The following is a 12,557-nucleotide window of genomic DNA, read 5'->3' as shown; positions in this document are numbered from 1 at the left end:
TCTATGTAACTGAAAACTCAGTTTTGCTAAATCGGGCGAGGAGGCAATCCTGCCCCACCCAAACTAAAAATAAAGAAGGTGCTTAGAATTTCACCAGTGCAGAGCCCCAGGTGAAACCACCGCCGAAGGCTTCAAGCAGCAACGTCTGGCCACGCTGGATACGGCCATCACGCACCGCTTCGTCCAGCGCCGTCGGCACGGTCGCTGCCGAGGTATTGCCGTGACGGTCAAGTGTGACAACGACCTGGTCCATCGACATCGACAGCTTCTTCGCTGTCGCCTTGATGATGCGCAGGTTCGCCTGGTGCGGTACCAGCCAATCCAGCTCTGACTTATCCATGTTATTGGCAGCCAGGGTATCTTTCACCAAGTTAGACAACTGGGTTACGGCAACTTTGAATACTTCGTTACCCGCCATGTAAAGCCATTTGTCATCGCTGAATGCCTGCCCGTGCTCTGGCGTTGCCAAGCTCAGTAGGCCACCAAAATGGCCATCCGCATGAAGATGAGTGGAGATAATCCCCGGCTCTTCGCTAGCACCGATAACCACCGCGCCGGCACCGTCGCCAAACAGGATGATCGTCGAGCGATCCTCTGGATCACACTTGTGAGAAAGCGCATCAGCACCGATCACCAAGACATTTTTCGCCATGCCTGTTTTGATGTGCTGATCAGCAACACTCAAGGCATAAACGAAGCCTGAACAGGCCGCTGCAATATCAAACGCCGGACAGCCTTTGATATCCAACATGCCCTGTACCTGACAAGCTGCCGATGGGAAAGCGTGGCTCGCACTGGTCGTTGCCACGATGATCAGGTCAATGTCATCTTTTTCAATGCCTGCCATTTCAATGGCATTCAATGAAGCCTGATAACCCATTACCGCGACAGTTTCATCTTCGGCGGCAATACGGCGCTCTCGAATACCGGTACGAGCAACAATCCACTCATCACTGGTTTCAACCATTTGTTCTAAGTCGGCATTAGAACGTACTTGCTCCGGCAGATAGCTGCCAGTACCTAAAATTTTGCTATACATGAAGACTAATAATGCCTCTCGAGTAAGACTTCTTCCAAACGGTCACTGATTTTTGTCGGTATTTGCCGTTTGACCTCGTGTACCGCTTCACCAATCGCATTAGTCAAAGCGGTTGTATCAGCACTTCCGTGGCTTTTCACCACAATACCGCGCAATCCTAACAGACTCGCGCCGTTATACTGGTCGGGGTTCAACTGTTTCAGGCTGTTAAATAGGTCACTAAACAGCCACCTAGCCACCAGCTGCTTGAACGGATTCCCGTAAATAGCACGTTTAATCGCACCAATAAATAGGTTCGCCACCCCTTCACTGGTTTTCAGGCTAACATTGCCTACAAAACCATCACAAACAATGACATCAGCCTGGCCACTGTATAACTGATCACCTTCAAGATAACCAATGTAATTGATATCCGGCGACTCAGTCAGCATTTCCGCACAGCGCTTGACGAGATCATTACCTTTGATCTCCTCTTCGCCGATATTAAGCAAAGCTACCCGAGGCTGACCCGCATTGCCTTGCTCGGCCAAAACGGCCCCCATCACGGCAAACTGGAACAAAGTATCGGCATCACAGGACACATTAGCCCCTAAGTCTAGCAGCCATGTTTTGGTTTCATTCCGAGTCGGGATAGCAGATACCAGCGCAGGGCGATCAACACCGGGCAACTGTTTGAGGATATAACGAGAAAGGGCCATCAAAGCACCGGTATTGCCTGCGCTAACACAAGCATCGGCAGAACCTTCGGAAACGGCTTCTAGGGCCGCACGCATCGATGAGCCTTTGCTACGGCGCAGTGCCTGTGACGGACGGGTATCGTTTGCTATAACGTGGTCGCAGTGAACAATGCGAAGACGAGGGTGATTCGTTTGGTTCAGGAGAGATAGTTGGGCAGTGATCGCACTTTGATCACCAAATAATATGACTTTGAGCTCTGGGAATTGCAACAGTGCCTGCACGGAGGCAGGCACTGTTACTTGAGGACCGAAATCCCCGCCCATTGCATCAAGTGCAACGGTTAGACCACTCAAGGCTCAACCTTACTTGTTGATAACCTTACGGCCACGGTAGAAACCGTCAGCTGTCACGTGGTGACGTAGGTGAGTTTCACCACTTGCAGAATCTACAGATACAGCTGCAGTTGTTAGTGCATCGTGTGAACGACGCATACCACGTGCTGCACGTGATTTTTTGCTCTTTTGTACGGCCATTAACCCTACTCCTGTTAAATTACTTACTTAGATTTTTCAATACTGCAAACGGATTCGGACGCTCATCAGCAACGGGGATCTCACCAAAAGTCATGTTTCCGCTGGCTTTGCAGTCAGCTTCCTCATGCATAGCGACTTGAGGTAATTCCAGAATCAATTCGTCTTCGACGATTTGAATCAGGTTGATCTCACCATTTTCGTCGACATCAGCCGGCTCATAAGCTTCCGGTAAATCATCTGCTGCCTCTGGTTTGAGGAGCGGACTGTAACAGAACTCAACACGATATTCGTGTTTGAACCCTTCCTGACATCGCTGACAGGTCAGCATCACTTCGATATCTGCGCTACCGCGCATAAATGCGATTCGACGCTGGTCCAAGTCAAATGACAAGGTGACGTTTGCATCACGTGTTACGCTCTGCGTTGACTCGGCCAATCGCTCAAGAAGTTCGGCTTTGATGATGCCATCATAGTCGAGTTTTTTTTGAGCAGCGCGAACCGGATCAACCGTAAGCGGCAATTTTACCTTTTGCATAGGGCGCGAATATTAGCCTTGTAATCAGTTTGAGTCAAAGGAAATGTGCGCGAATTAACAGCATTTAGCCAATTCGTATGTTCGATGCCAGATACGAGCACTCCAGCACTGCCACTTCCACCATTTTGTCTGTTATCTGCCTATCCACCAATAACTTGTACGGCAGCACCCGTCAGCTCAAATAACACACAAAAACTGGTGAAAACCCAACCAGCAAGCCCACTTTACTTACCATTATAACGTAGCCTTAATAAAGCAAGATGCGTAGACTAACACAACCTAGCAATAACCCGGTAATCGTCATGCACCAACCACTACTTTTGGCTTCAACCTCCCCCTTCCGCCAATCTCTCCTGCAAAAACTTGGCCTGCCTTTCACCACAGCCAAGCCTGATGCCGATGAGACCCCTTTAGCAGGAGAGCAAGCCGAGCAGCTGGTAACCCGGCTCGCCGAAGCGAAAGCAAGAGCCTGTGCAACTGAGCATGAAACGCACCTGATTATAGGCTCAGACCAGGTTTGTGTGATTGATGGCCAGATCATTGGCAAGCCCCATACTGTTGAAAATGCTTACCGCCAGCTCAAGGCAGCCAGTGGTAAAACTATCACCTTTTATACCGGTCTGTGCCTGCACAACGCCCAAACGGGTGTAAGCGAAGTGGTCTGTGAGCCCTTCCATGTCCATTTCCGTCAGCTCACCGATAGCGAGATCCGCAATTATGTCGAACGAGAGCAACCTTTAAATTGCGCAGGCAGCTTCAAAAGCGAAGGTTTAGGTATTGCGCTGTTCGACAAGCTAGAAGGGCGTGATCCAAACACCTTGGTCGGCCTTCCACTGATCGCTCTACGCGAAATGCTCGCGAAACAAGGTGTCAATGTGCTTTAGCAAATTGACTGCAAGCGTTTCAAAACGACAATAAAAAAACGGCAGTGTGTACACTGCCGTTTTTTATATATGTAGCAACAAGAAATGCTACGACACCTTGCGGCGCAGTTTTTCCACTGCCCGCTGCAGCTTCTTCTCCATCGGCGCGCTGATGTCCATCTGCTCTTCATTACCCGGGTGGGTAAACTTGATGTTCGCCGCATGCAGGAACAAGCGGTCTAACCCTGCCTTTTTGGTAAAAGCATCAAAACGCGGGTCACCATAACGGTCATCCCAAGCAATTGGATGGCCGGTATACTGGCAATGCACACGGATCTGGTGGGTGCGGCCTGTTACCGGGCTGGCCTGAACCAAAGTCGCTTGGTCCAGCCTTTCAAGTACTTTGAAACGGGTATCTGACGGCTTGCCGTTCGGATTGACCCGCACAATACTGTTGACCTCATTTTTGAGCAACGGCGCGGTGACTTTCTTGCAACTCGCCTTCCACTCGCCCATTACCAAGGCAAAGTAATACTTCTGTACTGTCTTATTGCGGAACTGCTCCTGCAGCTTGCGCAATGCAGAACGCTTCTTCGCTACCAGCAAGATGCCTGAAGTATCACGGTCGATACGATGTACCAGCTCGAGGAAGCGCGCATCCGGACGTAAAGCCCTAAGTGCTTCGATAGCCCCGAACTTCAAGCCGCTGCCGCCGTGAACCGCTGTACCGGACGGTTTGTTGAGGATCAGCATGTGGTCATCTTCATAGATAATGCATGCTTCAAGCTCAGCAACCTTGTCCAGCTTAGTGCTGATCGGTGCTTGGTCTTCTTTTTCCGGTACCTTTACCGGAGGAACCCGAACAAGATCACCGTCCTGCAATTTGTATTCTGGTTTTATACGTTTTTTGTTCACTCGCACTTCGCCTTTGCGCAAAATGCGGTAAATCATACTTTTTGGTACATTTTTTAGCCGTGCGCGAAGGAAATTATCGATTCGCTGGCCTGCAAAGTCATCAGATATTTCGATGAACTGCACTTTTGGTTTATCATCTTTCATGGGTTTCATTCTAACATGTATGCAAAGCAGATTGCCGCAAAAAAGTCACCCTGCTATCATTGGCGTGCAGAGGCAGGAAAATTTGCCTACTTTGCCAACAGGGTGAACAGAATAACACCCGACTGATGACTATATATACCGCTCTGATGAAAAACGCAGCATGTGGCGTAAGACGTTTAATTCTTCGGAGTGTTTTTTTAGTGTCCTTTAATGACGAATTATTTATTGGTGTGACAGATACCGCCGTAACCATCGGTGAACCAGCTGTGCATTTTCAGATCTAAACATCTTGGTACAGTTGGATGATACGTGTTGCCACATAGCACCCCTGAATTCCAGCCGTGAGGTTGCATTTAAGATCAGACTTGGGGTCCGGCACCACCAGTAAAGACACGTTGCAAAGTGCACTAGCACATGAAAAAAACGAGTACAATATAATGAAAAGAATGTTGATTAACGCAACTCAGAAGGAAGAGTTGCGCGTCGCATTAGTTGATGGGCAGAAGCTGTTCGACCTTGATATCGAGAGCCCTGGCCACGAATCTAAAAAAGCAAATATCTACAAAGGACGCATCACACGTATCGAGCCAAGCCTGGAAGCAGCGTTCGTTGACTACGGTGCAGAACGCCACGGTTTCCTCCCTCTTAAAGAAATCGCCCGCGATTACTTCCCTGCTGACTACTCTTACCAAGGCCGCCCTAACATCAAGGAAGTGCTTAAAGAAGGTCAGGAAGTCATCGTTCAGGTTGACAAAGAAGAGCGAGGCAACAAAGGCGCCGCCCTTACCACCTTTATCTCACTTGCAGGTAGCTACCTGGTTCTGATGCCAAATAACCCACGTGCTGGCGGTATTTCCCGTCGTATCGAGGGTGAAGAGCGTACTCAGTTGAAAGCGGCACTAAGCACGCTTGAACTGCCTCAGGGCATGGGGCTGATTGTACGTACTGCTGGTGTTGGTAAGTCAGCTGAAGATCTGGAATACGATCTGAACTACCTGCTAAACCACTGGGAACGTGTTAAAGACGCTGCCGATTCGGCTCCTGCGCCTTTCCTGATCCACCAGGAAAGTAACGTTATTGCCCGCGCTATTCGTGACTACCTACGCCGTGACATCGGTGAGATTGTTATCGACAGCAAGAAAATCTTTGACCGTGCCCGCGATCACATCCAGCAGGTTCGCCCAGACTTCCTGTCTCGAGTGAAGCTATACGAAAACAGCGAAACACCGCTGTTCAACCATTACCAGATTGAAAACCAGATCGAATCCGCGTTCCAGCGCGAAGTTCGCCTGCCTTCTGGTGGCTCGATTGTTATCGACCCGACTGAAGCACTGACCTCTATCGATATCAACTCTGCCCGTGCAACCAAGGGTGGCGATATCGAAGAAACGGCGCTTCAGACTAACCTCGAAGCAGCAGACGAGATTGCTCGCCAGCTGCGCCTACGTGACCTTGGTGGCCTGGTTGTTATCGACTTCATCGATATGACTCCGGTACGCCACCAGCGTGAAGTAGAAAACCGCCTGCGTGAAGCGGTACGTATGGACCGTGCGCGCGTTCAGATCGGCCGTATTTCGCGTTTTGGACTGTTGGAAATGTCCCGCCAGCGCTTGAGCCCGTCACTGGCTGAAGCTAGCCACCATGTGTGTCCTCGCTGTAGCGGTACTGGTGTGATCCGCGACAGTGAATCACTATCACTTTCTATTCTTCGCCTGATCGAAGAAGAAGCACTGAAAGACAACACTTCGCAGGTATTGGCCATTGTGCCGGTGGCGATTGCCTCCTACCTACTCAACGAAAAACGTCGCTCGGTGCAGTACATTGAGAAATCTCACAATGTACGCGTTATCATCGTGCCAAACGCCAACATGGAAACCCCTCACTTCGAAGTGGTTCGTGTCCGTTCTGGTGATGAGCACGATACGTTGTCATACAACTTGCCAGGCACCCTGGAAGCGCTGCGTGAAGCAGAAGCGGCAGAGTCAGCAACCCCGCAAGAGCGTGTAACTAAGAAGCGTGAAGAACCTGTTCTCCAGGGCTTCAGTGCACCAGCACAAACGCCTTCGGCACCGAAAGCCAAGCCTCAGCCTACTAAGAAAGCAGCGGCTCCAGCAAAAACTGCCGAAGAGAAACCTGGTTTCTTTAGCCGTATCTTCACTGCAATTGCAAGTTTCTTCTCAGGCCCTGAGCAAGAAGAGCAGCCTAAAGAGAAGAAAGAGCCTGCCAAGCGCAACCGTCGTGACCGCAAAGACAACCGCCGCAGCCAAGACGGTCGTCGTGGTGAGCGTCAGGAAGGTCGTCGCGGTGAACGCCAGCAAGACAACCGTCGTGGTGGCAAAGACAACCGCCGTGGCCGTCAGGATCGCCAAGAGCGTACTGACCGCCAGGAAGCGGATAGCAACAAGAAGCAGCAGGTAGCTGAACAGCGTGAACAGCGCCAGGCTCGTCGTCGCAACGAAAAAGCGAAAGACAAGCAGGAGCAAGGCGCCGAGAAGCCAACCCAGCAGCAGCGTAAAGACAAAGATCAGAAACGCCAGCGTCGTGACCGTGATGATGCCCAGGCTCAAAAACCTCGTCGCGAGCGCGATCAGGAGCAGAAAGCCAAAGCAGATAAGCCGGTTGTTGAAGAGCAGCGTCAAGAGCAAGAAAAAACCGTCAAGGTTAAACAGCGTCGCCAGCGTCGTGAGATGCGTAAGAAAGTGCGTATTACTGATGAAGCTGAAGTGAAAGCAGTTGGAACCGCGAAGCCTGAAATCGCTGAAACGCCAGTTGCCAAATCTGAGCTTCAAGAGATGGGCACAGCTATGGCCCAGGAAGCGAAAGCAGTAACAGAGTCTTCTGAAGAGAAGAACGGTGAACAAGAAGGCCAGCGTCGTAACCGTCGCTCTCCTCGTCACCTGCGCGCTAGTGGCCAGCGTCGCCGCCGTATCCGTGACACCCGCCCAGAGAAAGGCGAAGACATGGATAAAATGGTAACTGATGCTGTCGGTCATGCGGTTGAAGAAGTCACCGATACTTTGAACGATATCGAGAATGTGGTTTCTATCGTTGAGAAACGCAAACCAACAGTTCGTCTGAAGAGCGGTGTTGCTTCGCCTGAAATGGCTATGGGTAAAGTCTGGCCTGCCGCGGGCAAGCCAGCGGTAGCTGCTATTGAAGCTGAAGCGCCTGCACAGGTTGAAGAAGCCGTTGCTGAGAAATCTGCCCCAGCCCTTGGTGGTGTCGCTATGCCTGAGCTAGCCATGGGCAAAGCGTTCCCACTTCGTTCTGACGCCGTTGACGCACCTGTTGCTGAAGAAGCTGTAGCTCAAGAAACTGCTGTTGAAGAGACAGTTGTTGAAGCACCCGCGGCTGAAGAGCAAACGGTAGAAGCAACTGTTGCAGAAGAGACTGTTTCTGAAGAAGCTGTTACTCAAGAGCCTAAAGCAGAAGCTGAATCAGACGTAGCTGCAGCTATCGCTGCTGCACAGGCGGCAATGCTAGGTATGCATGCCCAGCAGCCTTTGGAAGAAGCACCTGTTGCTGAAGAGCCTGTAGCAGAAGCTCAGGAAGAAGCGAAAGCGCCTGAAGCGACTGTTGTGAGCGTAGAAACGGCACCAACACAGGTTTGTGCCACGTCTCCACGCGGCCATCATGCAACTGCAGCCATGGCGAAAGCACCCGCTCCGGCAGGCGCTGTTGACGCTGAGGTTGTTGCTATTGCACCGCTACGTGAAGCACGCTTCGCGGCTCGCCAGGCAGGTAGCCAAACGGCCACCAGCCACGCTGCATCGGGCGCCCAGTCAACGATGCCAAAAGCCGAGTAAGCTAACGCTTGCAATCTGATAAAAAAGCCATGCATAATTGCATGGCTTTTTTTTGTCTGCTCTCTAGCCCTTGATGGGTGCCTCTCCTTGCAATCAGTGCAACTTTTCACTAATAACATTACTGACACCAAACTTTCTTACACTAAGTAACAAGCACCGTGAATAATTCAGCTTGAAAGTTGAACTAAATCACAGATTTCTGTAGGATCCGCGGCTTTGTAGCCTCAATCTCAAAGCTACTCCAATCAACCACCAGAGTCAGATCAAAACCTATAAGCATGTTTGAATTCCCACAATTTTCACGACAATCCGTCAAGAATGACGTTCTTTCGGGGCTCACTGTTGCCCTTGCCCTTGTACCTGAAGCGGTTGCATTTGCCTTCGTGGCGGGTGTTGATCCAATGGTTGGCCTGTACGCTGCCTTTATCGTCGGCTTGGTAACGGCTGTACTGGGCGGTCGTCCGGGTATGATCTCTGGTGCTACCGGCGCCATGGCCGTTGTAATGGTCAGCCTAGTCGCAGAACACGGTATTCAGTACCTTTTTGCCGCCATTATGCTAGCCGGTGTCCTGCAAATCCTAGCCGGCGTCTTCAAGCTCGGTAAATTTATCCGCATGGTACCGCACCCGGTCATGATCGGTTTCGTTAACGGTCTGGCAATTGTGATCTTCTTAGCTCAGCTGGGCCAGTTCAAAGTACCAGATGCCAGCGGTGCCCTACAGTGGATGCAAGGCTCTCAGCTTTATATCATGCTTGGCTTGGTCGCCCTGACCATGTTTATCATCCACTTCCTGCCGAAGCTCACTAAAGCCGTACCTTCTTCACTGGTTGCGATTATTACAGTAACCGTACTGGTTCACGGCCTTGGCCTTGATACCCGTACCGTAGTCGATTTTGTTCGCACTATGAGCGGCGATGCCAACGCCACGCTTGCTGGTTCACTGCCGACATTCGCTATCCCGGAAGTGGGTTTCAACATGGAAACCCTGCGCATTATCCTGCCATATTCTTTGATTCTGGCAGCTGTTGGCCTGATTGAGTCGCTACTGACCCTGACAGTAATCGATGAGATGACAGGCACCCGTGGCCAAGGTAACCGAGAGTGTGTTGGCCAGGGCGTAGCGAACGTGACGTGTTCTGTATTCGGCGCAATGGGCGGCTGTGCGATGATCGGCCAGTCGATGATTAACATCAACTCTGGTGGCCGTGGACGCCTATCTGGCATCACTGGTGCGGTTGGCCTTCTGTTGTTTATCCTGTTCGGTTCTTCGCTGATCGAAATCATCCCTCTGGCTGCGCTGGTTGGTGTGATGTTCATGGTTGTTATCGGCACCTTTGAATGGGCAAGCTTCAAGATGGCCCGCAAAGTGCCTAAGCACGATTTCTTCGCCATCATTCTGGTAACCGGTGTTACCGTTGCGTTTGACCTGGCATTGGCTGTTATCGTTGGTGTGATTTACTCTGCGCTAGTCTTTGCCTGGAAACACGCCAAGCACATCTACGCATCAAGCTATGTTGATGACAATGGCTCGAAAGTCTATGCACTAGACGGTCCGCTATTCTTCGGTTCAGTCGCTAACTTCCTTGAGTTGTTTGATGCCAAGAACGATCCTACCGATGTGATCATTGACTTCGCCAAGTCACGTGTTGCAGATCACTCCGCTATCGAAGCTATTGATACCATTGCCGATCGCTACGCCAACCAAGGCAAAACGTTGCACATCCGCCACTTGAGCCCTGAATGCCGCTCGCTGCTGAAAAAAGCAGGTAACTTGGTGGAAGTGAACCTGATGGAAGACCCAACCTACAAGGTTGCAACCGATACGCTTGGTTAATTCCATTGGTTGAATAGATAAAAACGCCCGCATTGATGCGGGCGTTTTTTATGGGTAAACATTAATCAACAAGAGCTAACTAAAGCTTATCGAGCAAACCATCGGACGCTTCTTCGACCAAATCAAGAACATAGTCAAAGCCACGTTGTCCACCATAGTAAGGGTCAGGTATTTCTTCGACATCAGGCCGGCCATATTCAAGAAAGAGCGCCAGCTTACGGTGCAGGTGGGTTGGGCAACTACGTTTTAAATCACGCAAATTATCATTATCGGCGGCCAGGATCAGATCAAATACGTCGAAGTCATCTTCAAGCACCTGCCTGGCACGGATCCCCTCGAAGCTATATCCCCTCGCTTCACCAGCAGCACGTGCACGGTGATCCGGCAACTCGCCCTGGTGGTAGCCTATTGTACCGGCTGAATCCACCTCGATATCTAGCCCCCGTTCTGCAATCTTTGCACGCAGCACGGCCTCAGCCGTCGGTGAACGACAGATATTCCCCATACATACCACCAAAATCCGCTGTGTCATTGTCACTCCTTAACCGCATCTCATCGCTGTTAGCTTGGTTCGTTGTTCTTCGCAGTATAAGCGCTCAACCGGATAAAATGGACAATGTCTTGGGTAAAACGGTCAACTGTTTGTTGGATTTGCTCGAAACGTAACATTTCGCTGTTATTTTCCAGTACATCTTTGGCCAGTAATACACTGACACGCTCAGCCAAAATCTCCTCTGTCTGGCTATCAAGCAGCTGAGATTCCACCAAAATACGGACATTCCTATCCCTTGTGCCGAGCAAGGCCTTAGCCCCCCCAATCAGTGCGCCATAAGGCAAGATTTCCGTTATTTTCAGATCCTCCATATCGGTGCTGGCGCGGCTTATCTCTACACGTAATATCGCCGTTTTGTCTCCCGGCATTTCAACGATAGGAACCCCAGCTGAAAGCTCCTCTTCCAGCAACTGCTGAAGCCTCACTGAAACCTGCTCCAATACGACTGGCGGTATTTGGTGCACCGTTTGGGTACGCTGATGAAGGCCCACAGGCTCAATGATCAACTGTTGATAGTCTGATAGCGCTACTTGCGGTGAAACCCATTGCAAGCCATTGGCGTCTTCAATGTAGTTAACCTCCTCGAGTTGATGACTATTGGTCGCCTTTATCACTGCCTTCTCATCTTCCGTGGGTAAACGGCTTGAACACCCAACCGACACCAAACAACACAAAACCACTATCCAACGCATGACCATTCCCCCGCAGATGTAATTTACAGTATGATATGCGCATTAGTGTCGATTTTCTAGTCATCAAAGTAACATTTAGCACTTTTTTGCCCCTGCGTATTACTGGTATATCAACAGAGGTTAAAGTAACGTATGAGCCTTCGTTATTTCAGCAAGGCCGCTAACCATGTCGTTCACTCTTCCGGCGTTAAAGCAACAAGGGCATATTTTCCTGATCGCACTCGCTTTCTTTACCCGTATCCCCATTCCGGCAGATACCCCCTATTCCCCGGAGCTCCTGAACAAGGCCAACCGCTATTTCGCCTTGGTTGGGCTAATAGTCGGCCTGGTAAGCGCGGTCAGTTTCTGGCTGGCACACCTCATATTACCCGCCTCTGTTGCAGTGACCATTGCCATGGCTGCAAGCCTGCTGCTGACCGGGGCATTTCACGAAGATGGCCTAGCCGATGTGTTTGACGGGTTTGGCGGCGGCTGGCGACCAGAGCAAAAACTGGAAATCATGAAAGACTCTAGGCTCGGTACCTATGGCGCTGCTGCGCTGTTTATTGTCCTTGCGATGAAGTGGGCAAGCCTGACTGCTTTAGCCGAGGCATCACCCACCTTCACCGCACTGGCACTATTTTGCCTCCACGGCCTAAGCCGTGCTATTGCCGCTAGCCTTATCTTCAGCTATCCCTATGTTCGCCTTGATGAACAAAGCAAGATCAAGCCGCTAGCCAATGAGCAAAGCCAACAAGATTTGTGGGTTTTAATTATCACCAGTTTCTTTATATTACTGTTTTTGCCACTGCCAACGGCACTGATGCTTACCGCCGCCCTGCTACTGGTGCGCTATGCCTGTGGCCGCTGGTTTACCAAGCAATTAGGGGGCTATACTGGAGATTGTCTTGGCGCATGTCAGCAACTTGCTGAATTAACAGGTTATCTGATCATATTGGCAATGTTAGCTCAACAATAAAAAGGA

General features: G+C 50.6%; 11 protein-coding genes. 4 read left to right on the top strand and 7 right to left on the bottom strand.

The annotated features are described in order from the left end of the window. Positions 1-82: 82 nt before the first annotated feature. From ACXAGQ_RS12430 to yceD, 4 genes are read right to left on the bottom strand one after another with little or no spacing between them, the layout of a single operon-like run. On the bottom strand, positions 83-1,039 hold the full coding sequence (locus ACXAGQ_RS12430) for a beta-ketoacyl-ACP synthase III (protein ID WP_107300142.1): 957 nt from the start codon (positions 1,037-1,039) through the stop codon (positions 83-85). A gap of 5 nt (positions 1,040-1,044) precedes the next feature. Then, a complete protein-coding gene (plsX, locus tag ACXAGQ_RS12425; protein WP_475254146.1) occupies positions 1,045-2,070 on the bottom strand; it encodes a phosphate acyltransferase PlsX in 1,026 nt (341 codons plus the stop codon). Between the two features lie 9 nt (positions 2,071-2,079). Continuing rightward, positions 2,080-2,250: a 50S ribosomal protein L32 gene (gene rpmF, locus ACXAGQ_RS12420; protein ID WP_006231206.1), complete on the bottom strand. Its 171-nt coding sequence runs from the start codon at positions 2,248-2,250 to the stop codon at positions 2,080-2,082. A 19-nt stretch (positions 2,251-2,269) separates the two neighbouring features. Beyond that, the gene (gene yceD, locus ACXAGQ_RS12415) at positions 2,270-2,785 is read right to left on the bottom strand and encodes a 23S rRNA accumulation protein YceD (RefSeq protein ID WP_039468813.1); all 516 of its coding nucleotides are present in this window, start codon (positions 2,783-2,785) and stop codon (positions 2,270-2,272) included. A gap of 302 nt (positions 2,786-3,087) precedes the next feature. Between yceD and ACXAGQ_RS12410 the strand changes: the two genes are divergently transcribed. Next, entirely contained in the window at positions 3,088-3,669 is a 582-nt protein-coding gene (locus tag ACXAGQ_RS12410) for a Maf family protein (protein WP_475254742.1), read from the top strand. 87 nt (positions 3,670-3,756) lie between these two features. Here the strand turns inward: ACXAGQ_RS12410 and rluC are convergent, their stop codons facing one another. Then, positions 3,757-4,707, bottom strand: a complete 951-nt coding sequence (gene rluC, locus ACXAGQ_RS12405; RefSeq protein ID WP_475254145.1) for a 23S rRNA pseudouridine(955/2504/2580) synthase RluC — start codon at positions 4,705-4,707, stop codon at positions 3,757-3,759. A gap of 446 nt (positions 4,708-5,153) precedes the next feature. On the opposite strand from rluC, the gene rne reads away from it, so the two are divergent. Further along, complete coding sequence (rne, locus tag ACXAGQ_RS12400) at positions 5,154-8,513, top strand: ribonuclease E (protein WP_475254741.1); 3,360 nt, start codon at positions 5,154-5,156, stop codon at positions 8,511-8,513. A 278-nt stretch (positions 8,514-8,791) separates the two neighbouring features. Continuing rightward, on the top strand, positions 8,792-10,348 hold the full coding sequence (locus tag ACXAGQ_RS12395) for a SulP family inorganic anion transporter (protein ID WP_475254144.1): 1,557 nt from the start codon (positions 8,792-8,794) through the stop codon (positions 10,346-10,348). A 79-nt stretch (positions 10,349-10,427) separates the two neighbouring features. Here ACXAGQ_RS12395 and ACXAGQ_RS12390 read toward each other — a convergent pair whose 3' ends face one another. Both ACXAGQ_RS12390 and ACXAGQ_RS12385 read right to left on the bottom strand, forming a co-directional pair. After that, positions 10,428-10,880, bottom strand: a complete 453-nt coding sequence (locus tag ACXAGQ_RS12390) for a low molecular weight protein-tyrosine-phosphatase (RefSeq protein ID WP_475254143.1) — start codon at positions 10,878-10,880, stop codon at positions 10,428-10,430. A 29-nt stretch (positions 10,881-10,909) separates the two neighbouring features. Next, entirely contained in the window at positions 10,910-11,593 is a 684-nt protein-coding gene (locus tag ACXAGQ_RS12385) for a DUF3313 domain-containing protein (RefSeq protein WP_475254142.1), read from the bottom strand. A 166-nt stretch (positions 11,594-11,759) separates the two neighbouring features. On the opposite strand from ACXAGQ_RS12385, the gene ACXAGQ_RS12380 reads away from it, so the two are divergent. Continuing rightward, on the top strand, positions 11,760-12,551 hold the full coding sequence (locus ACXAGQ_RS12380) for an adenosylcobinamide-GDP ribazoletransferase (protein ID WP_475254141.1): 792 nt from the start codon (positions 11,760-11,762) through the stop codon (positions 12,549-12,551). Positions 12,552-12,557 lie beyond the last annotated feature (6 nt).

This window comes from Photobacterium sp. ABD4_091 (assembly GCF_056160145.1).
This window is presented reverse-complemented; position numbering and strand designations above follow the sequence as displayed.